This is a genomic window from Natrinema sp. CBA1119, from assembly GCF_002572525.1.
Lineage (GTDB): Archaea > Halobacteriota > Halobacteria > Halobacteriales > Natrialbaceae > Natrinema.
Window position 1 is genome coordinate 953,412 of record NZ_PDBS01000001.1, and the last position, 24,801, is coordinate 978,212.

23 protein-coding genes, 2 tRNA genes and 2 rRNA genes are annotated in these 24,801 nt (G+C 61.9%); 11 read left to right on the forward strand and 16 right to left on the reverse strand.

Annotation, left to right across the window (positions count from 1 at the left end):
- Positions 1-849: an alpha/beta fold hydrolase gene (locus CP556_RS04665; RefSeq protein ID WP_098724566.1), complete on the reverse strand. Its 849-nt coding sequence runs from the start codon at positions 847-849 to the stop codon at positions 1-3.
- A gap of 248 nt (positions 850-1,097) precedes the next feature.
- Between CP556_RS04665 and CP556_RS04670 the strand changes: the two genes are divergently transcribed.
- Positions 1,098-2,141: a hypothetical protein gene (locus CP556_RS04670; RefSeq protein ID WP_141551630.1), complete on the forward strand. Its 1,044-nt coding sequence runs from the start codon at positions 1,098-1,100 to the stop codon at positions 2,139-2,141.
- Positions 2,142-2,455: 314 nt separating this feature from the next.
- On the opposite strand, the gene CP556_RS04675 is transcribed toward CP556_RS04670, so the two are convergent.
- The 4 genes from CP556_RS04675 to CP556_RS04690 all read right to left on the reverse strand — a co-directional run bounded on the left by CP556_RS04675 (position 2,456) and on the right by CP556_RS04690 (position 6,892).
- Entirely contained in the window at positions 2,456-3,316 is an 861-nt protein-coding gene (locus tag CP556_RS04675) for an aldo/keto reductase (RefSeq protein ID WP_098724568.1), read from the reverse strand.
- A gap of 258 nt (positions 3,317-3,574) precedes the next feature.
- Positions 3,575-4,237: a hypothetical protein gene (locus tag CP556_RS04680; RefSeq protein ID WP_098724569.1), complete on the reverse strand. Its 663-nt coding sequence runs from the start codon at positions 4,235-4,237 to the stop codon at positions 3,575-3,577.
- Between the two features lie 484 nt (positions 4,238-4,721).
- Positions 4,722-6,122 carry an ATP-binding protein gene (locus CP556_RS04685; RefSeq protein ID WP_098724570.1) on the reverse strand — a complete coding sequence of 467 codons (1,401 nt, stop codon included), beginning with the start codon at positions 6,120-6,122 and terminating at the stop codon, positions 4,722-4,724.
- Between the two features lie 696 nt (positions 6,123-6,818).
- A tRNA-Phe gene (locus CP556_RS04690) sits at positions 6,819-6,892 on the reverse strand.
- A gap of 221 nt (positions 6,893-7,113) precedes the next feature.
- Here CP556_RS04690 and CP556_RS04695 point away from each other — a divergent pair.
- Entirely contained in the window at positions 7,114-7,560 is a 447-nt protein-coding gene (locus CP556_RS04695; RefSeq protein ID WP_098724571.1) for a DUF7344 domain-containing protein, read from the forward strand.
- 362 nt (positions 7,561-7,922) lie between these two features.
- Here CP556_RS04695 and CP556_RS04700 read toward each other — a convergent pair.
- Positions 7,923-7,996: transfer RNA gene (locus CP556_RS04700), tRNA-Val, on the reverse strand.
- 62 nt (positions 7,997-8,058) lie between these two features.
- On the opposite strand from CP556_RS04700, the gene CP556_RS04705 reads away from it, so the two are divergent.
- The 3 genes from CP556_RS04705 (at position 8,059) to CP556_RS04715 (ending at position 11,541) form a co-directional block, all read left to right on the forward strand.
- Positions 8,059-8,787 (forward strand): DUF192 domain-containing protein, encoded by a 729-nt coding sequence (locus tag CP556_RS04705; RefSeq protein ID WP_098724572.1) that lies wholly within the window; start codon positions 8,059-8,061, stop codon positions 8,785-8,787.
- 33 nt (positions 8,788-8,820) lie between these two features.
- Entirely contained in the window at positions 8,821-10,821 is a 2,001-nt protein-coding gene (locus tag CP556_RS04710; protein WP_098724573.1) for an ABC transporter ATP-binding protein, read from the forward strand.
- A gap of 114 nt (positions 10,822-10,935) precedes the next feature.
- Complete coding sequence (locus CP556_RS04715) at positions 10,936-11,541, forward strand: Yip1 family protein (protein WP_098724574.1); 606 nt, start codon at positions 10,936-10,938, stop codon at positions 11,539-11,541.
- Positions 11,542-11,588: 47 nt separating this feature from the next.
- Here CP556_RS04715 and CP556_RS04720 read toward each other — a convergent pair whose 3' ends face one another.
- The gene (locus CP556_RS04720) at positions 11,589-11,933 is read right to left on the reverse strand and encodes a DUF5789 family protein (RefSeq protein WP_098724575.1); all 345 of its coding nucleotides are present in this window, start codon (positions 11,931-11,933) and stop codon (positions 11,589-11,591) included.
- A gap of 195 nt (positions 11,934-12,128) precedes the next feature.
- Between CP556_RS04720 and CP556_RS04725 the strand changes: the two genes are divergently transcribed.
- On the forward strand, positions 12,129-12,866 hold the full coding sequence (locus CP556_RS04725; RefSeq protein ID WP_098727286.1) for a creatininase family protein: 738 nt from the start codon (positions 12,129-12,131) through the stop codon (positions 12,864-12,866).
- Positions 12,867-12,898: 32 nt separating this feature from the next.
- Here CP556_RS04725 and CP556_RS04730 read toward each other — a convergent pair whose 3' ends face one another.
- The 3 genes from CP556_RS04730 to CP556_RS04740 all read right to left on the reverse strand — a co-directional run bounded on the left by CP556_RS04730 (position 12,899) and on the right by CP556_RS04740 (position 14,534).
- Complete coding sequence (locus tag CP556_RS04730) at positions 12,899-13,351, reverse strand: DUF5790 family protein (protein ID WP_098724576.1); 453 nt, start codon at positions 13,349-13,351, stop codon at positions 12,899-12,901.
- Positions 13,352-13,806: 455 nt separating this feature from the next.
- Entirely contained in the window at positions 13,807-14,166 is a 360-nt protein-coding gene (locus CP556_RS04735; protein WP_098724577.1) for a dihydroneopterin aldolase family protein, read from the reverse strand.
- A 164-nt stretch (positions 14,167-14,330) separates the two neighbouring features.
- The gene (locus CP556_RS04740; protein ID WP_098724578.1) at positions 14,331-14,534 is read right to left on the reverse strand and encodes a hypothetical protein; all 204 of its coding nucleotides are present in this window, start codon (positions 14,532-14,534) and stop codon (positions 14,331-14,333) included.
- A gap of 123 nt (positions 14,535-14,657) precedes the next feature.
- Here CP556_RS04740 and azf point away from each other — a divergent pair, with 123 nt between their 5' ends.
- On the forward strand, positions 14,658-15,431 hold the full coding sequence (gene azf / locus CP556_RS04745; protein ID WP_098724579.1) for an NAD-dependent glucose-6-phosphate dehydrogenase Azf: 774 nt from the start codon (positions 14,658-14,660) through the stop codon (positions 15,429-15,431).
- A 108-nt stretch (positions 15,432-15,539) separates the two neighbouring features.
- Positions 15,540-16,511 carry an aldo/keto reductase gene (locus CP556_RS04750; RefSeq protein ID WP_098724580.1) on the forward strand — a complete coding sequence of 324 codons (972 nt, stop codon included), beginning with the start codon at positions 15,540-15,542 and terminating at the stop codon, positions 16,509-16,511.
- A gap of 27 nt (positions 16,512-16,538) precedes the next feature.
- On the opposite strand, the gene CP556_RS04755 is transcribed toward CP556_RS04750, so the two are convergent.
- The 4 genes from CP556_RS04755 to CP556_RS04770 all read right to left on the reverse strand — a co-directional run bounded on the left by CP556_RS04755 (position 16,539) and on the right by CP556_RS04770 (position 20,758).
- A complete protein-coding gene (locus CP556_RS04755; RefSeq protein ID WP_098724581.1) occupies positions 16,539-17,411 on the reverse strand; it encodes an LLM class F420-dependent oxidoreductase in 873 nt (290 codons plus the stop codon).
- Between the two features lie 342 nt (positions 17,412-17,753).
- A complete protein-coding gene (locus CP556_RS04760; RefSeq protein ID WP_098724582.1) occupies positions 17,754-18,368 on the reverse strand; it encodes a DUF309 domain-containing protein in 615 nt (204 codons plus the stop codon).
- A gap of 449 nt (positions 18,369-18,817) precedes the next feature.
- Complete coding sequence (locus tag CP556_RS04765; protein WP_098724583.1) at positions 18,818-19,912, reverse strand: aminopeptidase; 1,095 nt, start codon at positions 19,910-19,912, stop codon at positions 18,818-18,820.
- Between the two features lie 120 nt (positions 19,913-20,032).
- The gene (locus CP556_RS04770) at positions 20,033-20,758 is read right to left on the reverse strand and encodes a queuosine precursor transporter (RefSeq protein WP_098724584.1); all 726 of its coding nucleotides are present in this window, start codon (positions 20,756-20,758) and stop codon (positions 20,033-20,035) included.
- A gap of 472 nt (positions 20,759-21,230) precedes the next feature.
- On the opposite strand from CP556_RS04770, the gene CP556_RS04775 reads away from it, so the two are divergent.
- The 3 genes from CP556_RS04775 to CP556_RS04785 all read left to right on the forward strand — a co-directional run bounded on the left by CP556_RS04775 (position 21,231) and on the right by CP556_RS04785 (position 24,321).
- A complete protein-coding gene (locus CP556_RS04775; RefSeq protein WP_006187181.1) occupies positions 21,231-21,425 on the forward strand; it encodes a cold-shock protein in 195 nt (64 codons plus the stop codon).
- Between the two features lie 398 nt (positions 21,426-21,823).
- Positions 21,824-22,099, forward strand: a complete 276-nt coding sequence (locus CP556_RS04780; RefSeq protein ID WP_098724585.1) for a helix-turn-helix transcriptional regulator — start codon at positions 21,824-21,826, stop codon at positions 22,097-22,099.
- Between the two features lie 875 nt (positions 22,100-22,974).
- Complete coding sequence (locus CP556_RS04785; RefSeq protein ID WP_098724586.1) at positions 22,975-24,321, forward strand: ribonuclease J; 1,347 nt, start codon at positions 22,975-22,977, stop codon at positions 24,319-24,321.
- Between the two features lie 118 nt (positions 24,322-24,439).
- Here the strand turns inward: CP556_RS04785 and rrf (CP556_RS04790) are convergent.
- Both rrf (CP556_RS04790) and rrf (CP556_RS04795) read right to left on the reverse strand, forming a co-directional pair.
- A 5S ribosomal RNA gene (rrf, locus tag CP556_RS04790) occupies positions 24,440-24,561 on the reverse strand.
- A gap of 70 nt (positions 24,562-24,631) precedes the next feature.
- Positions 24,632-24,753, reverse strand: a 5S ribosomal RNA gene (gene rrf, locus CP556_RS04795).
- Positions 24,754-24,801: the final 48 nt, after the last annotated feature.

Here is a 24,801-nt window from a genome sequence, read left to right on the forward strand (position 1 = left end):
TCACGCGGCGTCGTCGAGAAACGCCGTCAGCCGATCGACGAAGTACGCCGGCCGTTCCTCGGGAATCCAGTGACCGGCCCGGTCGACGACCTCGCCCTCGACGTCGGTCGCGACGGCCTCCATGTCCCGGATCGGAAGGTCCCGAAACGAGGCCGCACCGCCGAGCGCGAGGACCGGCACCTCGAGCGGGTCCTCGGCGTGGGTACGGTTGTGTTCGGCGTCAGTCTCGTAGCCGCGATAGTACTCGAACCCGCCCCGCAGGCCGCCGGCCTGCGAGTAACAGCGGACGTACTCGTCGCGGGCCTCGTCGTCGATTGCCGACGGATCGTACGCCCCTTCCTTGTAGAACCAGTCGAGATACAGTCGCTCCCGGCCGGCGACCAGCCGCTCGGGCAGGTCTCGAACGCCGTGAAAGCGGGTGTGCCAGAGGTGGCGTTTCTCGTCCTCATTGATTCCCGGCAGGCCGGCCTCGAGGACACAGAGCGCGCGGATTTCGTCGCGATACTGGGCGGCGTAGGCGTAGGCCGTCGGCATTCCCCAGTCGTGACCGACAAGCGCGATCGGGTCGTCGCCGAACCCGAGCTCGTGGACCAGTTCGCGAACGTCGGTCGCGACGGTGTCTTTGTCGTAGCCTGAGACGGGCGTCTCGGAGTCGCCCAGTCCGCGGAGGTCCGGTGCGATGACAGTGTACTCGTCTGCCAGGTCCGGAATCACGTCTCGCCACTCGTACCACGTCTGTGGCCACCCGTGGAGCAGTACCAGCGGCGGACCCTCGCCGGCGGTCACGTAATGCAGTTTGACGCCGTTGACACGGGCCCGTCCATGCTCGATATTATCACACGCAACCATACATCTACGTAACTATACTGACGTATCAGTCTTTGGTCGAGAATACGTCGAGCCGGTGACTCACCGTGATTAGTATCGGTGGCGAGACGATGGCTCGGAGTCACGTCGCTGCTCCGGCGAACAATACCGAGAATCGCGGGACTGAACCGTGAAGAAAGAGCGACGGTGTCACGACAACAATACTGATTCCTCAGAGCAAATATCATATCCCTACCTTTCATATCGAGTGACTTCCTGCGTGAGCATACATGTCTCAACGAATTCAACGGCGACGGGTATTGCAACTGAGTGGCGCGACGCTGGCCGCGACCGCGGCCGGCTGTCTCGGTGGCGATTCGGGGAACGGTAACGGGAACGGCGAAAACACGGCTGGCACGCCGGCATATGCCGAGTGGGTGGCGACCGTCGACGGCGAGGTTGCCGTCAGCTACGTCGATATGATGGCGCTCAACGACCTCGACAGCGAAGAGGACGATTCGAGCGACGACTCGGGGAACCTCGAGGATATCGAAGACCCGATGATCGGAGTCCCGCTTAGCGGGATGTTTGTCGCCATGTTCACGGCCGGATTTGGCCTGGCGGGGACGCGGCTGAGCAACCTCATCACCTTCGATGAGGAACAGACGAACGAGGACGAATTCGACACCTCGATCGACGACCTTCTCATCACGAACGAGACGATCGTCATGACCGGCGACGTGGTCACCGACGAAATCGACAGCACGGTGACGGCCGCCACCGAAAGCGACTACGGGGCGGAAGTCCAGTTCGAACAGACGAGCGAAGTAAGCGGCTACACCCTTTACGAGCCCGCGGGAGACGGACAGCAGGAGACGGTGCTTGGGGTCTCCGGCAACGCGATCATCCAGGGTGAGAGTAAAGCGGACGTCGAGCGAGTCATCGAGACGAAACAGGGCGACGGAACCCGCGCTGTCGACGAATTCGAGACGTTCGAGCGACTGCTGACGACCGGCGGTAACGGACACGTCGTGTTCGGCGGCTACAGCCCGGACGGGTTCGACATCGAGAACGAGCAGTCGTCGGAGGGCTCGGAACAGGATACCCAATTCGAGGAACTCGAGGATGCAAACGGCGTCGTCGGCTCGCTCACGATCTCCGACTCGGAAAGCACGGCCGACATGGGGTTCGATTTCGACGACATCGACGATGCAAAACGCGACGAACTCGAGTCGGTTCTCGGCAGTCTGGGATCCGACGTTTCCGTCGACGTCGACGGCGGCTTCGTCTCCGCCTCGGCGACGTACTCCGACGACGCCCTCGAGGACATCTGAGCGGACGACCGATCGATCGTCGATCTCGTCTACGACGCCGTCGGAGCCGCCGTCGCCGCTATCCATGGCTCGTTCTCCTTCACCGACCTCTCCCAGCGGATCGCGGGCCGACTCGATGGATCGTAGCCGGCCCGTGTCAACTGGAGGGATACTGCCCGGTCCGAGTCAGCTCGAGCCGCTTTCACTCCAGTCCGTTCGATCCGGTTCCAGTCGAAAAACGGGTGTGGGCACTCATACGGACTGCTGTCAGTCAGTTCCGGTGCGACCGCGATACGGCCTGCGGTCGCACCGGTAAATCGTTACAGCAGACCGTATCAGTCGGCCGCTTCGGTCAACCGCTGTACCTCGTCGTCGCTGAGTGAAAGGTGAGACGCGGCAACGTTCGACTCGAGGTGATCCGGATCCGAGGTGCCCGGGATGGGGAGCATCACGTCCGAGCGCTCGAGCAGCCACGCCAGTCCGACTTGTCGTCGCGTCGCGTCGTGTGCCTCGGCGATTTCGTCGAGGAGGTCACCGTGTTCGTCCAGATCGTCGCCGTTGATCGGGGCCCACGGGATGAAGCCGATGCCCTCGTCGTCACAGATCTCGAGGACCTCCCGACTCCCGCGGTCGTTCAGGTTGTACCGGTTCTGGACGGTCTCGATTTCGACCTGTTCGCGGGCCTGATCGAGGAGTTCGGCGGAGACGTTGCTGACGCCGACCGAGTCGACGAGTCCCTCGTCTTTGAGTTCCGCGAAGGTCGCGACGGAGTCCTCGTAGGGCGTGTCGTCGTCGGGTCGGTGGAACTGGAAGAGATCGATGGTGTCCGTCTGGAGCCGATCGAGCGAGGTCAGGACCTGATTGCGGATGTAGTCCGGATCGCCGTGTGCGATCCAGTCGCCCTCGCGGTTGCGCAGCAGGCCGGCCTTGGTCGCGACCAGTACGTCGTCGGGGTCGCCGATCGCCTCGCCGATGAGTCGCTCGCTCGCGGCGGGGCCGTAGGAGTCGGCCGTGTCGATGAGGTCGACGCCGCAGTCGACGGCGCGTTCGACGACCTCGCGTGCGGTCTCCTCGTCCTCGGGCGCGCCGATGATGTTCTCGCCGGTGAGGCGCATCGCACCGAAACCCAGCCGGTGAACCGTCGAATCGCCGATCTCGAACGTGTCGCTCTCGTTTGTGATCGAGTTACTGCTCACGGCCGTACTGACAGTCTCCGCCCTCTTGAGAAGTGGGCTTCCCCGAACGGAATGCCGGTTACGCCCCATTCGGTGTTCGGATCACTGTTCAACGTGATCGTCAGCGGAATCGACCGTCTCAAAACTCGAGCCACGTTCGCAGTGTCTCGGCTAACCGACGACGCGAATCTCTCGCGATCCGGCGTCCGTTCTTCCGGTCATTGTGGTGCGGTTCGGAGACGCCCCTTCTCACTCTACTCCGAAAGCGATCGCGACCACTCACTCGAGGGACGGGAGTATTTCGTCGCGAATATACTCGAGAAACTCCGCCGAGTCGAACGCAGACGGCCGATAGAGTTCCACGTAGCCGCTTCGGGTGGCCGTCATCTTCACGTCGTTCCCGTCGTGGTCATAAGAGATCCCGATCTGGTTGAGAGACGACGTCTCGAGCACGTCGCCCATCTCGTCGCGAAGGTCCGCGCCGTGAAAGACCCCGTTGACGTCGGTTTCGTCGGGCCCGTAGAACCCGGCTTTCCACGGCGTCGCTCCCTCGCGGGCCGCGACGAACGCGTCGAGATCGACCGTCGCCCGCTCGATGCTCGAGTTCGTCTCCCTCCCGATGAAATCGAACGCGAAGGCCCCGTCGCCGCTGTCGACGACGACGAATTCGCCCGGGATGCCGACGAACTCGGCGAACCGCGTGACGGTCCGCTCTCGCTCGTCGACGTGGATCTCGCCGTTTTCGATCGTCGTCGCGGTTTCGTTCGCGACCGCGTCGGCGGCCGCCCGTCCCTCGAAGGCCATCTCCCCCGAGGGAAGCGAGAACACGCGGTCGATCGTGAGACACCGCTCGAGTTCGTGCTCGTCCTCGGTGACCGTCTCCGTGAACGAGTCGACGACCGAGAACGTGCCGTCGACGACGCCGAGCACACCTGCTTTCATGCGTAGCGCCACGCAATCCGTTCTGATAAACTATGTGATATACCAGTTGCAGAAACCGCGACGCTGCACCGCACGGCGTGGATACTCGCTGCTCTCGGTGGGTCACGCTGCTCGAGAGATGAGGGGTCCTCGCTGCTCGCCTCGTCCGATTCGAATCCGTTCGCTGTCGAGTGTAGCCCTGATCTGAGCTCGAACAGTTCTATGTAGCGATTTCACGTCGCACCCCAATATCCGCGCGTTTTCTATCACGTCCGGCCTGACGAACAGATGAATCGAACTCACAGAAACGGTATATCGTCTCCCGAAGTTAACGTTCGGAAAGACTCGCGACGCTCGCGGGAACGGGGACAGCTCGGTTTCAGTCGAGTGCGAAAGCTACTCGAATGGAAATCGGATAGAATCGGGAGACCACCTCCCGGCAGTTGGACCACGCTCTGTGCGTTCCTGAACCCGTTTGTCGTCCGATCTAACGGAACGATCCACCTCACTCGGCGTCTGCACTCGGCACGATGTCGCAGGGCGTGAAGAGTGAAACGTCGTCACGGTTCGCAGCCGTCTGCTGCAAATCGTCGGAAAAGCCGGAGCGACAGAAACAACAGTAGTGCTCCTCGCGGTCGGTTCCGTTGGGGGGTGTCCACCGAACCCGTGACGCAGTCCGTTCGAGGTCAGCCAGATCCCCCTCGGTCATCTCTCTGCTGGTGTACTTGCACTCACCCGCCACGAGCGTTCCGTCACTTGCAAGCCCGACGACATCGAGTTCGTGCTGCTGGTGCCACCAATAGCCGATCCCCTGATACGTGTTGGGAATCAGGGATGGAAGTGCGTTCTGGCAGACCTGCTCGAACATCGCCCCCATGTAGTCCGTAATAGTCGGCTCGATCAACTGCTCGTAGGCGTCCTCACCGAGCTGGGCGAGTTTTCCTTGCTGGCCGTAGACGTAGCGGAACCAGAACCGGAACAGGGGCTCTTTCAGCCGGTAGCGACTCTTTCGGGTCGCGTTCGGGTCCGCGGTCACTGGAATGTCGCGTTCAACGAGTCGGAGCCGTCGGAGCTTCGAGAGATACGAACCAAGCGCGTTTGAGTCAGTGCCGGCGAAGTCAGCGATCTCGTTTGCTGCACGCTTGCCGGTCGCAATCGCCCGGAGGATCGTGTAGTACGTCTGCGGTTCACGAATCCCGAACTCCGTTCGCAACAGGAACTCGGGTTCGTTGTGGAGGACGCCGTGTTCCGAGAGAACGTGCGACTGGATGTTTTCGGCGAGCGAACGAGACGGAGTAAGTGCCTGGAGATAGTACGGTGTTCCCCCGAAGATACCCCAGGCCTGAATGACCGTATCTGGATCGTCGTCGGGATAGAACTGCTGGGCATCCATCAAGTCGAGCGGTGGGAGGTCGATCGTCGCGGTCCGGCGGCCGTACAGCGGACTACCGCCGCTGAGGACTTTGTCTTCCATGATACTGATCGACGAGCCGACCAGCACCAGCGTCATACTCGTCTCTTCGAGGTGCATATCCCAAACGCGCTGGATCTTCGAGGGAAGCGCGTCGTCCGACTCGGCGAGATAGGGGAACTCGTCGAGGACGACCACCGCTTCCTCTCGACCCAGTGCCCGAAGTAAGGCTTCCCAGTCACGCTGTATGTCGTCCAAGATCGGAAACGTCTCGCTGGCAGTGTCGACGAAATTCGCAAGTTGTACGTCAGACGTCTCTTCCGCTGCCTGCCAGTAGACAGCATCCTGGCGGCCGCGGATCGCTTCACGGACGAGCGCACTCTTGCCGAGTCGTCGACGCCCGTAGATCACAACCAGTTCTGCGGTATCGTTCTCGAACCGCGATTTTAGCAGATCGAGTTCGTCGACGCGGTCGACGAAACGCGGAGGGGTCATACCCCCTGTTCCGCTCCGACGGCGATAATGCTTCCGATTATCTAAATCGCAATTTTACTAATCTTGTTTTTACTATTTTCGCGCTTCGTCGGTCCCTTCCCGATCGACGCCGAGTCGATACTGTAGCCTGTTATCTCGGTGATAGACAGGTCTAAAATTGCGGAGAAGCGAGCAGTTGCTCGAAGGCACTTGCACAGAGAGTATCATGCCACCTCCCGAATTTGAACCGAAACCAGACGCGCTCGTGGATCGAGAGAGGTACGCTCTCTCGTCATCAAGCGAAACCTTCGGTTTCGCGGACCTCGCGAATCGGAGATCCGCTCAGTCACGGAAGACGCCAAGCGTCTTCTGATCGACTTCGCTGTGCGGGACTGGTAGGGTTCACAATCTGCTCGGATAGATTGCTGCTGCTCGCGGAGTTGCTCGCAGCAGAAATGCCGCCTCCCGGATTGTGAACTTCCGAAAGACTCGCTCCGCTCGTCTTTCGACTTCCCGCTCGCTACGCTCGCGGGAACGGGGACAGCTCGATCTTCAGTCGAGTGCGAATAGCACTCGAACGGAAATCGGATAGAATCGGGATGCCGCCTCCCGGATTGTGAACTACGCCGGAGAACCTGCGCTTCGCGCAGAACCTCCGTCTAGTTCAAATCCGTTCGGATAGATTGCTGCTGCTCGCGGAGTTGCTCGCAGCAGAAATGCCGCCTCCCGGATTTGAACCGGGGACAGCTCGATCTTCAGTCGAGTGCTCTCCCAGTCTGAGCTAAGGCGGCCTACCTCACTCTCCGGTCAAGGTATAAAAAAGGATTTCGAATCGGGATCGGCGTTCCGCCTCGCTTACAGGAGACGGCAGCGTGGTCCGGCGACTCGAGTAAGTCACCGAAAAACGAGTAACGGAGACAATACGGGCACATCTATGCGTGATTACCCGCCGTCTGTTGGAATATCGGATATTCAAGACACCCTTTTGCCCATCGGTGGGTAATATCTTGTTATGGAAGCCCTTACCTCGAGCCAAGCGGAACGGGAGCTCTCCGCGGACACCATCCTCGAGCTGCTGGCAAACCGTCGGCGGCGATACCTGCTGTACGCACTACGGGGTCGAGAAGATCCGATCGAACTCTCGACGCTGGCCGAGACGGTGGCGGGGTGGGAACACGACGTCCCGCCGGACGAGGTCGCGAAAAACGAGTACAAGAGCGTCTACGTCTCGTCGGTCCAGTGCCACGTCCCGAAACTCGACGATGCGGGCGTCGTCGATCACGACGAGGACAACCACACTGTCGTCCTCGCGGACAACTTCGATCAACTCGAGCCCTACCTCCGGATCGTCGTCAAGGACGAACCGGAGAACTCGACGCTCCACGCCGCGCTTCAGACCGAGTCGGGCGACGGCCTGCTCGGACAGATCCGGGAGAACGTCGCCCGCCTCAAACAGTAACGATCACGGCGCGTGTCGTGCCGTTCGATCCGTCGTTCTGTCGACCGGCTTGAGGCTTTTCGTTTGTGTTCGGAGACCCAGGATCGCTCACCGCTTTTCTGTTCGTCTCTGCCGGTGCTCGGTCTGGTTCTCAGGGCTCGAGTCGCTATCCGAAACGAGGTCCGCCACTCACCAGTTGTTCGCGAGAGAATCGGCGACTCGAGCACCATACACCTGCTGCGAACAAACTGCGAGCACCAGAAGTAGTGGGCTCGGGCGGGTTCGAACCAAAGCAAGACGGTCGCTCACTTCGTTCGCGCTGCGACTTGCAGGGTTCGAACCGCCCTCGTATACATTTCTGTAACTCACTGTCGTTCCAGAAATGGGCTCGGGCGGGTTCGAACCACCGATCTCGGCCTTGTAAAGGCCGCGTCATAACCAGCTAGACTACGAGCCCGTATCCGGGACGAGTCGCCCCGTCCGAATAACCTTTACTCTCTCGCGTTGCGGATATCATACATGACTCTCGAGCGCGTATGGAAAGGTCTTCTCGTCCTCGCCGTCGTCGCAGCTGCTGGTATCGTCCTCGTACAAGCTGGCCTCGTCTCCGTCCCCTGGGGCCCCGACGAGGGCGAGGTTCGGATCCTCGACGACGGATCCGACGACGACCCGAGCGCTGACGCGGATCCCGAATCGGGTAACGGAACTGCCGCCGACGGTGAAGAGACGAACGGGAGCGATGGATCGACGAATGACAGCGATGGCGACGCTGATCGCGAGCCCAAGGCCGTCGTTGATGTTGAAGTCGCAGACGATTCAAACGAACGCTACACCGGATTGAGCGATCACGAGTCCCTCGAGCCGGGTAACGGAATGTTGTTCATCCATAATCAGGAGCAAGAGCTGACCTACGTGATGCGTGAGATGGACTTCGACATCGACATCATCTTCATCAACGCCGATCGCGAGATTACGACGATTCACCACGCTCGCGCGCCCGGACCCGACGAGGACGGCAACGATCTGGAGTACTCCGGGCGCGGAAAGTGGGTCCTCGAGGTGCCCCGCGGCTACGCGAACGAGACGGGTATCGAAGTCGGCGATGAAGTCGAAATCGACCTCGAGTCGAACCAGACGACCATTACCAGTGCCGGATCCGGTTCACTCGAGCGCGTCGCCGCGACTGTCGATCGCGAGCCGACCATGCCGACAGCGGTCGACGCCCACCGTATTTCTGCTCGTCGGTAATTCTTATTGCCGGCGGCCCCCGAGCCCCGGTGAATGAGTAACGCCGACTGGGACGATGACGATCCCTTCGAGGAACAGCGGGCGGAGATCGAGAATCCGATGAAGCGGCTGTTCCTCGAATACGGGTCGAACTACACGGGCGCCGCCGTCATCGGCGTTATCGCGAGCTTCTTCGCTCGGATCCTGGACCTGCTCCCGGCGCTCATGCTAGGGGTCGCGATCGACGCCGTAATCCGCCGGGAGATTCCGTACGCAGAGGCGTTCCCGGTCGGCGGTTGGATCGTGGCACCCTACGTCCCCGACGGACGGCTGGCGCAGTTCTGGCTGACGATCGGGATCATCGCGGGTGCCTTCCTCTGTTCGGCCGTGTTCCACTGGACCCGAAACTGGGGATTCAACACCTTCGCCCAGAACGTCCAGCACGATATCCGGACCGACACCTACGACGAGATGCAACGCCTGGACATGGGCTTTTTTGCCGACAAGCAGACCGGCGAGATGATGTCAATCCTCTCGAACGACGTCAATCGCCTCGAGAAATTCCTGAACGACGGGATGAACTCCCTCTTTCGGCTACTCGTGATGGTGCTCGGCATCGGGGGCCTGCTGTTCGCGATCAACAGGCAACTGGCCCTGATCGCGCTCCTCCCAGTGCCGCTGATCGCCCTCTTCACCTATCTGTTCATCCAGACGATCCAGCCCAAGTACGCCGAGGTCCGCTCGACCGTCGGCAAGGTCAACTCCCGACTCGAGAACAACCTCGGGGGCATTCAGGTCATCAAGTCCAGTACGACCGAAGAGTACGAATCCGAGCGGGTCGAAGACGTCTCTCGAGACTACTTCGACGCCAACTGGGGAGCGATTCGGACCCGGATCAAGTTCTTCCCCGGTCTGCGCGTGCTCGCGGGAATCGGCTTCGTTATTACCTTCCTCGTTGGCGGTCTCTGGGTCATCTCGGGCCCGCCCGGACCGTTCTCGGGCGAACTCAGTACCGGGATGTTCGTCGTCTTCATCCTCTACACCCAGCGCTTCATCTGGCCGATGGCGCAGTTCGGGCAGATCATCAACATGTACCAGCGCGCTCGCGCCTCGAGCGAGCGCATCTTCGGGCTGATGGACGAACCGAACCGGGTCGGCGAGGAACCGAACGCGCCCGACCTCGAGGTGACCGAGGGCCGCGTCGAGTACGACGACGTCTCGTTTAGCTACGGCAATCGCGAGGCGGAACGGACCATGGGCGAGGCGACTGAAGAGCACCCGGACTCGGGAGACGCGGAGACGATCCTCGAGAATATCGACTTCACCGTCGAGGGCGGCGAGACGCTCGCGCTGGTCGGTCCCACGGGAGCCGGCAAATCGACGGTGCTCAAACTCCTCTTGCGGATGTACGACGTCGACGAGGGAGCGATCCGTATCGACGGACAGAACGTCGAAGACGTCACGCTCCGCAGCCTCCGCGAGTCGCTGGGATACGTCAGTCAGGACACCTTCCTCTTCTACGGCAGCGTCGAGGAGAACATCACGTACGGCACGTTCGACGCGTCCCGCGAGGAGGTGATCGAAGCCGCGGAGATGGCCGAGGCCCACGAGTTCATCGAAAATCTGCCCGAGGGGTACGACACCGAGGTCGGCGAGCGCGGAGTCAAACTCTCCGGCGGCCAGCGCCAGCGGCTCTCGATCGCCCGCGCGATCCTCAAAGATCCCGACATCCTCGTGCTGGACGAGGCGACCAGCGATGTCGACACCGAGACGGAGATGCTCATCCAGCGCTCGATCGACGAACTCGCGGCGGATCGGACCACCTTCGCCATCGCCCACCGCCTCTCGACGATCAAGGATGCCGATCAGATCCTCGTCCTCGAGGGCGGCGAGATCGTCGAGCGGGGGACACACGACGAACTGCTCGCGAACGGCGGACTCTACTCGCACCTCTGGGGCGTTCAGGCTGGCGAAATCGACGAACTACCCGAGGAGTTCATCGAGCGTGCCCAGCGCCGGCAGGCGCGGACGGAAGTAGAGCAAACGGACGATTGAACGCGAGCGTCGCGGATCTGGCGACGCGACTGTCGAGTTGCGCTGTTCGCACACGGCCCTGTACAGGGCCCATATAGGATAAAAGTTATTTTATATCGATTTGAAATATGCGGCATGAGTCCACGCACGCCGCTCCTGAAACCGGGGGACTATTTCTCGGATCGCGAAGATGTACGTCTGCCTAGCCTCGCCGTGTTCACACTGTTCGTCGTTGCGAGCGTCGTGATGACGGTCGTGATGGTCCAGTTGCTGTTCGACCAGATAACGGGCGTTTCGAAGGGAACTCGGTGGGGAGTGCTCTTCCTCGCGATCCCTGGACTGGTGGTCGGTCTCGTCATCGGCTGGTTCGTCGTCGCTGCGATTATGCATTTTCTGGGCGGGAAGGCGTCGAACACGGGGACGTTCGCCGACGCCCTCGCCGTCGCCGGCTGGGCGTACGCGCCGAACCTCCTCGCTATTCCGTTCCGGGTATTTCAATTTCGGTCGAAAGTCGAATCCAGAACGATCACCGCGACAGATCCGGAGCAGCTCGAGGCCCAACTCGAGGCAATGCAATGGGGGTCCGGACAAGTAGAAGTTCTCATCTATCTGGTCGTGATCGGTTGGAGTGTCTACATCCTCGCACACGGCATTTCGAAGACCCACAACGCCTCCTACGGGAGTGCAATAAGTGCCGCCGTACTCGTCGGTATCGGCTCGTTTCTGCTCGGACTGCTGTAAGCAGGTCGGTATCTCAGACTGCGGTTCAGCCTGGCCAACGACGCCGATCAGAACGACTCCTGTCCTTCCTGTCCCTCTTGATCCGGTCCCCCCTCGTCCTGCCTGTCCTCGCCCATCGCGGGCGGCGTCCGGTCGCTGTAATTCTTCCGACCGATCGCCTCGTCGCTGACCATGTTCATGATCGCCTGTTCGACCTCACCGTAATCCCTGTACTCGTCCTCGTTCAGCGGCCCGATGAGTTCCTCGAGCGTCGTCGTGTTCCCGCTCATCTCGACGGTCTCGTCGCCGTGTTCCTCGAGGAGTTCGTCGTGACCGATCGGGTACTCCTGGTTCTCGAGTTCGTTCTGGAGGTCACCGAGCTCGACGCCGAGTTCGCGGCTGTCTTCGGGCATAGTCGGCACTTAGTCACGGCGCAGAAACGGATTTGCCCTGCGTGCGCCACGGGTGGGACAGGCAAGGCGGGCAGGGCGGAGCATCCGCCGCTGTCGGTCCACCGGAACCGGATCCACTGCAGCCACCAAGCGCACGACAACTACGAGAGGTTCATCACCGGGAGTTTCATGGCCACGCAGTCGGAGTTCCTTTCCATGGACCTCTCTACCGCGACGTGGACGGATGTCCGCGATCTCGAGACGGACCTCGCGGTCGTCCCCGTCGGCAGCACGGAACAACACGGCCCCCACGCCCCCCTCGGGACGGACGTGATGACCGCCGAGGCGGTTGCCGACGCCGGGCTCGAGCGGGTCGACCAGGATGTCGTCCGCGCGCCAGCGATTCCGGTCGGGATCGCCGAGGAGCACCGCCAGTTCCCCGGGACGATGTGGGTCTCCGAAGACACGTTCCGGAACTACGTCGGCGAGGCCGTCGAAAGTCTGGCCCGTCACGGCTTCGATCGCATCGTCATTGTCAACGGCCACGGCGGGAACGTCGACGCCCTCCGGGAGGTCGGCGGCCGACTCACCCGCGACGGCGACGCCTACGTCGTTCCCTTCACCTGGTTCGAGGGCGTCGGCGAACACACCGCCGACATGGGCCACGGCGGCCCCCTCGAGACGGGACTCCTGCGACACCTCGAGCCGGACCGCATTCGAGAGGAGCGGATCGACGAGGCCCGGGCCGGCGCGGCCGACGGCTGGGGCGACTGGACGAGTGACGTCAACCTGGCCTACGACGCGGCGGAGTTTACGGAAAACGGAGTCGTCGGCGATCCGGACGAAGGCGACGCCCAGCGAGGCGAAGCACTGCTCGAGTTAGCTGCCGACGCGCTGGCTCGGCTGCTCGAGGCGGTCGACGAGCGTGACGTTTCGCGGCCCGAGCGACGATAGGGATTCAGACAGTTCGATCGGTGGTGGATCGATTACTCTTCGTCTTCGTTTTCGTCCTCGTCCGCGGCCTCCGATTCATCGTCGACGTCCGCGGGACCGGCGTCCTGCAGCGTCCCGCGCAGTGCCGGAATCGTCGACGTGAGTTCGCCGACCTGTTCGCCGGCCTCGGAAATGTCCGTGATGGCCTCCTCGAGGGCTTCGATCTCTTCCTCGAGGTCGTCCGCGTCGTCGAACGCGTCGGCGCGCTGGCCCATCGTGAACCACTTCTTCGCATCGCGGAGGCTGTCCTCGGCGTCGCCGGCGTCGAGCGCCGAATTGAGGCCGTTGAGGACGCCCAGCACGTTGTCGGCATCTGTCTCCCAGATGTCGTCGGCGGCGGGCAGCGCCGCCCAGGCCTCTTCGAGCGATGCTTCGACATCCTCGCGCATCTCGTTGGCCGCTTCCCCGAACAGTTCCTCGTCGTCGCCGAGCGTGGCTTGGCTCATGTCATCGTCTTTGCGACCACCGGGGTTAAAAGATAGCCCGAAAGTGAAAGTGAAATCGGTCGGGAGCGCATCGATATCCGTCGAACGGCGGCGAGATTTCGAAAGGAACGTCATCGAACTTCGATCGGGGTGGAAATGTCAATTTGGTAGGTGTATGTCTCACTCCAGACCAGCCAACCGGCGTGCGGTGGCGCGCGCTGGGCCGCGGCGAACGAAGGCGAGGCGTGAACGAAGTGAGCGCCTCGGAAAGCGAACGGTGACCGCAGGGAACCGTGAGCCGTGTGAGTCGCGGCCTGAAGCCGTGCGAGGGATGAGCGAGGGAAGAATGACCGAGCGAATCGGTTGGGGAGGGCGTGGCGATTCCGTGTTGCCACGATAGCAGGACACTTTGTTCATCGTACTCCCATCAGAACCCACTGCTCCGTCATATCTCGAGAAATCGAAATATCAGGCCCCTAGTCGCGAACGGACTCGAGTCGCATCAGCGGATAGCCGTCTTCCATCTCCATGCGCGTGACGACCTCGCAGCCCTCGTAGTCGACGACGATTTCGACCGCGAGGAATCGGCCCGTCAGTTCGGTGTAGTCGGCGCTCGAGTCGGCGAGTTCGGCCTCGAGTTCGTCGGTCAAGATGTCGACGGCGACGTCGGTGCAGTGGGGCTGGTTCTCGATCGAGTCTTCGATCGCCGTCTCGAGGCTCGCGGCGCTGGCCGGCGAGACGGGCGTGCCGGCGAACTGGTGGTAGAGCGAGCCGAACTTGATGCCGGCCTCGAAGCAGGCGGCCTCGGCGTCCGTGGGTGACGTGTCTGTCGGCATGTACCAGTGCTCACGTGCGGTCGGCAAGGGGATTGCGATGTACTGGAACGTCGCAGGGAGAGTCGTTCTATCGACTGGCTGTAGAACGTTGGATAACGGAACGAAACATGTCCTGCTATCGTGGCGACACGGAATCGCCACGCCCTCCCCAACCGATTCGCTCACTAGCGTTCGCTCATCCCTCGCACGGTGTTCGTGTCGCGGTTCGCCGGGCTCACGGGTCGCTGCTCACGGCTCACGTCGTTCGCCGTTCGCTTCTCGAGATCCTCGCTGTGCTCGGACCTCGCATTCGCTCCCCGTTCGCATTTCGAGATCTCACTGCGTTCGATCTCGCTTCGCTCACCGCGACCCAGCGCGCGCCACAGCATGTGGATCGTCGGTCAGGAACGAAAGGGTCGGTCTCAGGTACTGCACTGGGTCGCGTGACACTCCCGCCCGAACTGCCGCGGAACCGCATGGTACTTATCGACGCTGTCCCTCACACCGAACGAATGGCACAGTCAGTCCTGCTCACCGGGGCTGCGGGGCGAGTCGGAGACGCCATCCTCGGCGGCCTCGCGGACGACCACGAGTGGCGGTTACTGGATCGCGATCCCCCGACGGACGACCAGCCGGGCGAGTTCGTCGTCGCGGATATCACCGACGAGGACGCCGTCCGCGAGGCGATGGACGGAATCGATGTCGTGGTTCATCTCGCGGGCGATCCGCGCCCCGAAGCGCCGTGGGACAGCGTCCTGACCAACAACATCGACGGCACGCAGACGATTTTCGAGGCCGCCATCGACGCCGGCGTCGAGCAGGTCGTCTTCGCCTCGTCGAACCACGCTGTCGGCAACTACGAGACCGACGAGCGCACGCCCGATCTGTACCGCGAGCACGACGACTACCTCCTCGACGGCACCGAACTCCCCCGACCGAGCAACCTCTATGGCGTCTCGAAGGCCGCCGGCGAGACCTTGGGGAGATACTACCACGACGAATACGACCTCTCGGTCGTCTGCGTCCGTATCGGCAACCTCACCGAGGGCCACCCGCCGATCGACTACGAGCGCGGACAGGCGATGTGGCTCTCCTACCGCGACTGTGCACACCTGTTCGACCGCTGCATCCGCGCCGACTACGAGTACGAGATCGTCTACGGCATCTCCGACAACGATCGGAAGTACTACTCGCTCGAGCGCGCTCGCGAGGCCCTCGGCTACGAGCCGCGAGACAACTCCGCGTACTACGACGGCGAAGAGCGGGTCGTCGAACCCGACGCCTGATCGCGCGCTGAGGCCGTTCGCCCGACGTCGCTGCGACCGCACGTCCAGAGCCGGCAACCGACTCGGACGAGCCGCGAGCTTTTGACGCTCGGCGTGGGTACTGACGGCATGGAGTACACCACGCTCGGAAACACTGGAATGACGGTCAGCCGCATCTGTCTGGGCTGTATGAGTTTCGGGACGGATCGGGAGTGGATGCTCGAGCCCGAGGAGAGCACAGAACTCATCGAGCGCGCGATCGATCTGGGGATCAACTTCTTCGATACCGCGAACGTCTACTCGACGGGCGAGTCCGAGGAAATTCTGGGCGACGCGCTCGAGGGGTACGACCGCGATTCGCAGGTGGTCGCGACGAAAGTCTTCGGCGAGATGGATCCGGACAATCCGAACGCGAGCGGCCTCTCCCGCAAAGCGATCGAACAGGAACTCGAGGCGAGTCTCGACCGCCTGGGGATGGACACGATCGACCTCTACCAGACCCACCGGTGGGACTACGACACGCCGGTCGAGGAGACCCTCCGCGCGCTCGACGACGCGGTTCGGCGCGGGAAGGTGCGCTACATCGGCACCTCCTCGATGTGGGCCCACCAGTTCGCCGACGCCCTCCACGCGAGCGACGCGCTGGGCCTCGAGCGCTTCGCCACGATGCAGAACCACTACAACGTGCTCTACCGCGAGGAGGAACGCGAGATGCTGCCGCTCTGTGAGAACGAGGACATCGGCGTCATTCCGTGGTCGCCGCTGGCCCGTGGCGTCGCGACCCGCCCCCACGAGGAGATCGATTCGACGACCCGCGGTCAGACCGACAAGTACCTCGAGCAGATGTCCTACCTTCAGGGCGGCGGCGAGGAGATCAACGAGCGAATTCAGGAACTCGCCGACGAGAAGGGCGTCTCGATGGCCCAGATCTCGCTCGCGTGGCTGCTCCACAAGGACTGGGTCGACGCCCCCATCGTCGGGACGACCAGCGTCGAACACTTGGAGGACGCCGTTGAGGCCCTCGAGATCGATCTCTCCGAGTCGGAAATCGAGTCCCTCGAGGAACCCTACGAGCCGCTGCCGGTGGCGGGTCACGAATAGTCGAACGAGCCGCTCGCGAAGCGCCCGTTACAACAGATCGACGCCGTTCAGCACTTCGGCGACCCGCTCGAGGTGGGTCGCGTGCTCCTCGCCCTCGAGCCCCTGGTACATCGTCGTGATCGAGAGGTGGTCGGCGCCGAGATCGTGCCAAGCCTGCGCGCGCTCGACCCACTCGTCTTCCTCGCCGGGGACGGCGTACATCCGGCCGCCGAGGCCGATATCGTCGGGGTCGCGGCCCGCCGCCTCGGCGTACTCGTAGAGGTCCGCGAGGTGGGCTTCGGCCTCGTCGCCCGGCTGGAACTGGGGTAACCAGCCATCCGCGATCCGAGCGACGCGGCGCTTGACCGGATCGGCCATGCCGCCCATCCAGAGCGGAATCGGCTGCTGGACCGGACGCGGTCGGATGCCGACGTCCGGAATCTCGTGAAACTCGCCCTCGAACTCGACGAGTTCGTCGGTCCAGAGCCGGCGGAGCACCTCGACTTGCTCCTCGATTCGCTGCCCCCGCCGCGAGAAGTCCTCCCCCAGCGCGACGTACTCGGGTTCGTTCCAGCCGACGCCGACCCCCATGCGAAACCGCCCGTCGGTGAAGCGATCCAGTTGGGCAGCCTGCTTCGCGACGAGGGCGGTCTGGCGCTGGGGCAAGACGAGAATTCCGGTCATAAAGGCCAGTTCGTCGGTCTGGCCCGCCAGATAGGAGTACGTGGTCAGCGGCTCGTGGAACGTACTCTCGTAGTCGTAGGGACCATCCCACCCCTCGCGGTCGGGATCGACGCCGAGGACGTGATCGTACGCCAGAACGTGTTCGTACCCCGACTCCTCGACCCGCCGTGCGTAGTCGGCGAGCGTCCGCGGGTCGTGGCCGATCTCGAGTTGCGGGAGCACGGTACCGATTTCCATACCCTCGCGTTGGACCGGCCCGGACTTGAAGCTCCCGTCGACACTGAACGACGGCGGCTATTGGCGAGGATTTGCCGTCCACATGCTGTGGCGCGCGCCGGGTCGCGGTAAAGCCAACGGCGAACCGCGACACGAACACCGTGCGAGGGATGAGGACCGCAGCGACCAGCGGGAGCGAGGACCGCAATCGGTTGGGGAGGGCGTGGCGATTCCCTGTTGGCAGTGTGAGGAAAACACGCGACTCTTCGTCACTCCTCGACCGCTCCGCGACTGACCTAACAACCGTTTTCGAGCCCCACGACCAGTCTCGAGTACCAATGATTCTCGAGCACCGATAACCGATCAGAACAGCCCGTTAACATCCTCCTCGCGAGCCCGCCGTCTGCCGACGTGATCCGTGAGCCGCTGGGAGATGATCCCGCGATTCTCGTCCTCGCGGACGAAATCGAACAGTAGCGTGATGAAGACGCTGCCGTCATCACCCGCCTCGAGATCCCGCCGCGCGTACGCTCGAGCCCGTCCGACCGGCTCCTCGTCGTATCCGAACTCCTCGGCGAGGACGACCGCCGCGATCGCCGTCGGTTCGAAGCCGAGAGCCGCCAGCCCGGGACTGTCGCCCTCGTGTTCGATCCGTCCCGGCGCCCGCCGCTCGATGATTTCGGGGTCGGCCGCGAGGCGAGCCAGATCCGCTCGAATCGGCTCGAGGCGGAGGTCGCGGTAGTCGGCGGGCAGCCCCGCGAGGTACTCGCCAGCACTCTCTGCGAGCCCGACGGCCCCCTCCCAGTTGCGCTCGCGCGCGTGATAGACCGCGCCGCTGTACTGAATGAGCCCGTGAAGCAGGCGCTCGTCGTCGCTGCCGGCCTCGAGTTCGAGCCAGCGGTCCTCCCAGGCGTCGTGGGCGGCGTGATAGTGGCCACTGTTGAAGATGGCGACGCCCGCCCGAAGCCGATCGCGCATAGCCGTCCTTGGGGCTCGAGACTCGAGAACGTGACGGAAACGGTGACCGCCGGATATCCTGCCGGCAACGGCGACCGGGTCACACCGGGAGCGGGGACGCCGCGTCGCCGGGGTACCGACAGCACACTACCGCCTCCGGCAGGGCGGGACAGACAACCGTTGATTGGGCGAAATCCAGGGCGTGTCGACGCCCTAACCGGTTACTAGCCGCCACCGGTCCGGCGGTACTCGAGGTGAGGCCGAACATACATATTAGTATGCGATGGCTTCCCATGGTATAGAGAGCGGCCACCGATCCGTAAGACGTCCGTACCGTCGCTCGAGGGGAGAGATGAACACGAATCCGTCCCCGAGCTACCCCGTGCACGCCAGCAAAAACACCGCGGACGGTTCAAGTCCGTCTCGACGACCCACAGCGCTCGCCGCTCCAAACTGAGCGTCTTGAGAACTCAGCCCTCGCTATCCTCGAACGTGAACGTCCCGTTTCGTTGAATTACGTCACCGTCGACCTCGAGGCGGGAGTCCTCGCTGACGTCCGTGATCAGATCGACGTGGACTGCCGAGTCGTTTCCGGACTCGCCGTCGGGGAGACAGGCGTCGTAGGCCCGGCCGAGCGCCAGATGGACGGTGTCACCCATCTTCTCGTCGAAGAGGATGTTGTCCGTGTAGCGGTCGATACCCCGATTCATCCCGATTCCGAGTTCGCCCAGCCGGCGGGCTCCGTCGTCCGTCTCGATGATCTCGCCGATCACGTCCCCGCCCTGCTCGGCGTCGTAATCGACGACCTCACCCTCGGCGAACTCGAGGCGGACGTCCCGGACGGATTCCCCCCGTATCGTCATCGGGACGTCGAAGGTCACCTCACCATCGGTCGCATAGGGCGCAGTGAAGACTTCGCCGCTAGGCAGGTTGTGCGAGTCGTAGGCGACCGACGCGGCGCTGTTGACTGCCGTCCGGCCCTCGATCCGCATCGTCAGGTCGGTCCCCCTCGAGACGAGTCGGACCTCGCTCCCCTCGTCGAGCAACGCTTTCAACTGGGACATCTCCTCGGCCAGTGACTCCCAGTCCCGGAGGATCGCGTCGTACGCGAACTCCTGGTACTCCTCGTAGGCCATGTTGGCCTGCTGTGCGAGCGAGCGCGTCGGATGGACCGTCGAAACCCAGCGGGTTCCCAGTCGAGTCTCGCGGATCTCGCTTCTGGCCTCGCTGTACGCTCGCCGCCGGTCGCCGGTAACGTCAGCCGTCACGCTCGTGTTCCGCCCGCCGCCGAGCGAGAGATAGACATCGGCGTTCTCGACCAGCGCGAGTTCGTGAGCCGGATTCGCGTCGAAATCGCCGTCGTGAGCCCGGAGATAGGCCCGCGTGACTTCACCCGAGCCGTAGGTCGCGAGCAGGTTCGCGCCCCGCTCGCCGAGTTTCTCGGCGACGGCGACCGCCAGCTCGTGTGCGTCCGGCCCCACCGACAGAACGACATCGTCGCCCGCTTCGACGCGAGCGCTCCAGTCGACCAGCACCTCGGCGTGTTCGCGTACGCGTTCGTCCATGGACGTTCCTCTCGAGCGAGATCCTATAGTAGCCACTGATGCGGTCTGTTGTACCGATTTCTCCGAGCAACCGAAGGACGGTTCGTGGTTCCCTGGAAATGATTTCCTGACGAGACGAACTCAGGCGGCGTGGGTCTCCTCGGCGGTGAGTCCCTCGCGTGAGCGCACGAGCGAGACGATGGCGTAGACGACCGGCGTATCGAGGAGGGCGATTGCGAGTTTCAACAGGTACTGGCCGACCATCAACGAGAGGATAACATCAGTCGGGAGAACGGCACCGACGCCGAGAACAGAAGGTGCGACGGCGAACGCGATCAAGACGAAGATGACGGTATCGATCGCTTGGCTGCTCGCCGTCGACGCGATGTTGCGGAGCCAGAGCTTCTCCGAGCCGGTGTAGTCTCGAATCCGGTGAAACACGATCACGTCCCAGTTCTGGCTGACGAGGTAGGCCAACAGACTCCCGATGACCACGTTCGTCGACGCGCCGAGCGCCGTTTCGAACGCAGCTGGATCGACGCTCGAGGGGGCGGCCGGCGCGGCGATCGTCGACCAGACGAGCGCGAGGACGACGAAGTTCAGAACGAAGCCCACGTTGACGACGATCTGGGCCGCGCGTCGGCCGTACAGTTCGGTGTAACAGTCGCTCGCGAGGAACGTCAGCGCGTACGCGAGGGCCGCCCCGGGCAACGCGAGCTGTGTCCCCGTCACCGGGAGCGCCACCGGGAGTTCGAACGCGAGTACCTTCGACGCAGTCAACTGCGCGGTAACGAGTGCGGTCACGAAGAGACCGATCAGCGCGACCTGCGCGATCGTCGGCGCTCCACGGGGCTCTGTCCGGTTCATGCCGCGGCATACCCATCGGAACCACCTAAACGATACTATTCCAGTACACCTCGAGGGTGACCACGGTCCGCAGGAGATATTCTCACCAGGTGGTCGTCGACCGTGAGCGGGTCCCGGAATCGTCCCCCAGACTCGTCCTCAAGACGGTCACAGCCGCCCGTCGAGCGCGGCCGGTTCTGGACGGACGGTCGGTCGAATTCGGGCATGAATGGCGAAATAGGTGTCCTCTCGTCCGCTTACCACCGAGAAGAACTGTCCACCCCTCTCTCGAGCCGACCCGTTTTCCGTCTCGTGGGGGGGTCAACGGTCCGCTATCACCGGCGTCAATACCTCGGAGATCTAGAAAAACCGACTTCGCTGTTTTCACTGCCATAGTGCGATGACCGTCGAGTCCACGGCGAAATTCTTTTTGTTTCGACAGGCGATCCGTAACACAACTGTTATACGTATCCCGGGCCTCGATTGAATTGCAATGGCGAAAGGAAACGTTGATTTCTTCAACGACACAGGCGGCTACGGTTTCATTGAGACGGACGACGCAGACGATGACGTTTTCTTCCACATGGAAGACGTTGGCGGTCCGGACCTCGAAGAAGGTACAGACATCGAATTCGATATCGAACAGGCCCCCAAGGGCCCCCGCGCCACCAACGTCACCCGCCTGTAAAACGGCTTTTTACGTTCGGTAACGGGTTTCACATTCGATTATCATTCTTTAGCACACAACACGATAGCTAGCGACGGCTTCGTGCCATCGCTATTAGCCGATCGAGTCATCTATACTGACAGTGTCGAACAGCGATAATCAGTTAACCCGATGAATAGTATTTCGGTCGAGCGACCGTTAGCGGTCTGTTTCGTTTTGCGTAACTTTCACGAAATCCGTAACAAGTCTCGAGACGGCCTGTCTGTACGGCTTCGTAACCGGATTTAGCATGTTCTTACGAAACGAAACGCGAGATATTAGTCTGATTGACTTAGTTAGCTTCGGTGAACGTATGCGGAACGGTTGATACGAAATCGATAACAAATAGCCGGGTACCCGTTCGTTCACTCGAGTACAAAATGGACGATCTGACAGGGTTTCAACGAGACCTTCTGTACGTGATCGCAGGGGCCGATCAGCCCTCCGGTCAGGACGTGAAAAGCGAAGTCGAGACATACTACAATAGCGAGATCAATCACGGCCGATTGTATCCGAATCTCGATACACTGGTCAATAAAGACCTCGTCGAGAAGGGAGAGCTCGATCGACGAACTAACTACTACGAGATCAGTGATCGCGGCCGACAGACGATCGAGCAGCGCCGGGAGTGGGAACAACAGTATATCGACGACTAGTCCGACACCCACCAGTCCTGCACTCTCCACTCCGATCGCTGAGCGACACGTACCGACGGGACAGGCCGACATCGGCGGATAGCAGGTGCTTTCCCACACTCGCAAACCGATTCGGTGTAACCACACTGACGGCAGAACCCGCTTGTACACCGTCACCAGCGGACACCTGTCGGCAGAATCGGTCTCGTTTCGCCACTCGATAGTGAGATCACCCGCGATTTTCGTTCCAGCAGCTGCCTCCGCCCTTCGTTCCACCACTACTGACAGAGCGGGGCTGATACGACCGGCTGCAAGTCCGTTCCGAAGCACTCTCGATACGGCATGGGTTGCTCCGAAACCAGTTACAGCCGACCGTTTGCTCCCTCAATAACCGCGAACCGAATCCCCTTGAGTTGCAATCACGAGCCCCAATCGCTCGTCATAACTCAACTCGATCGACCGTTCTGGGCCCGGCAACCACAGTGATCGTAACGCGCATCGCGTGGGACGCTCCACGTTCCATACCCGATTCCCGCCTCGGCTTCATCGATAGCTACGAATAACGAACGAGTCCCCGATACGGACAGTACCGACAATACTCCTCGAAGAGACGGAGCTTCATCGGTCGACGGACGCGAACTGTATGCGATTCGAGATAGTCCCTCAAGCCCACCAAATTGCTTCGCTTCGACCTCAAAACCCAGAACTACTTACGTCGGGAGAGTCGTTAATTCACTAACCGAAATAGGCGCTGTCCCTGGCACGGTCGGGACTGAGCCTTCGATTCGAGCCGCCGCGGACGCTATCGAAGCCGGCTCACGTCGCAGGACGCCGCTCCCAGCAGCCATTCCGGCTGCACGACTGACCACGGGACTGCTATGATCGGCCCTACAACAATGGAAATTGAAATTGCGACAATTGGCGGTTACGAAGAAGTCGGACGACAGATGACGGCGGTCCGCGCCGGTGACGACATCGTGATCTTCGACATGGGACTGAACCTGTCGAAGGTTCTCATTCACGACAACATCCGAACCGAAGGAATGCACAGCCTCGACCTGATCGATATGGGAGCCATCCCGGACGACCGGGTCATGAGCGACCTCGAGGGAGACGTCAAAGCGATCGTCCCCACCCACGGCCACCTCGACCACATCGGTGCGATCAGCAAGCTCGCACACCGGTACGACGCACCCATCGTCGCGACGCCGTTCACGCTCGAGCTCGTCAAAGGCGAACTCGAGGAGGAAGGGAAGTTCAACACCGACAACGAACTCGTCAAAATGGACGCCGGCGAAACGATGTCAATCGGCGACTCCGGAGCAGTCGAACTCGAGTTCGTCAACGTCACGCACTCGATCGTTCAGGCGATCAACCCCGTCCTCCACACGCCCGAAGGCGCAGTCGTCTACGGGCTCGACAAACGGATGGACCACACGCCCGTCATCGGCGACCCGATCGATATGGAGCGCTTTCGTGAGATCGGTCGCGAAGGCGAAGGCGTCCTTGCCTACATCGAAGACTGTACCAACGCGAACAAAAAGGGGCGGACCCCCTCCGAGAACGTCGCGCGCGAACACCTCCGGGACGTCCTCTACAGCATGGAGGACTACGACGGCGGCATCGTCGCCACCACCTTCTCGAGCCACATCGCCCGCGTGAAATCCCTCATCGAATTCGCTCGCGATATCGATCGCACACCGATCCTCCTCGGCCGCTCGATGGAGACCTACTCCGGGACCGCGAAACAGGTCGGGATCGACTTCCCCTCCGACGTCGAGATGGTCGGCTACCGCCAGTCCATCGAGCAGACGTTCGAACGCATCATGAACGAAGGCAAGGAGAACTTCCTGCCCGTCGTCACCGGCCATCAAGGCGAGCCTCGAGCGACGCTCACGCGAATGGGCCGCGGCGAAACGCCGTACGAACTGGAGGACGGTGACAAAGTCGTCTTCTCCGCCCGCGTGATTCCGGAACCGACAAACGAGGGTCAGCGCTACCAGGCCGAAAAGCTGCTCCGCATGCAGGGTGCACGTATCTACGACGAGGTCCACGTCTCGGGCCACCTCTGTCAGGAGGGTCACTACGAGATGCTCGATGCGCTGCAGCCAGAGCACGTCATCCCGGCCCACCAGAACATGAGCGGCTTCTCGGGATACGTCGACCTTGCCTCCAATCACGGATACAAGCTCGGACGCGATCTTCACGTGACCTCGAACGGGAACGTCATCCAGCTGGTCTAAGCGACCACTGCTGCGGCTATTTTTCATTTTACAGATTTCGAATAGCGAGTGACGGCGTCATCGTTTTAAATACAGCAAAAAACCCACACAGCAGTTGCTGTGTGGGTGTTAGTATGAATAGGAGCGGCGAATCGGATCTCCCAGAGGCTCGCGCACTCCAGTACTCACCGAAACGTAGGCGAGCTTATCTTCCGTGTTCGGGATGGGTACGGGAGGTACCTCGCCACTGTGGCCGCTGTAATGCCGATCGACGGAATCGAACCGCCGTCAGACCACGATCGGTCGCTCGACCGTATTGGTCGAATATGAGTGGAGGCGGCGAAACGGATTTCCCAGAGGCTCGCGCACTCCAGTACTCCCCGGAACGCTGGCGAGCTTATCTTCCGTGTTCGGGATGGGTACGGGAGGTACCTCGCCGCTGTGGCCGCCCTAACGCCGACCAACGGAATCGAACCGCTGTCATGCCAATATCGGTGGTGT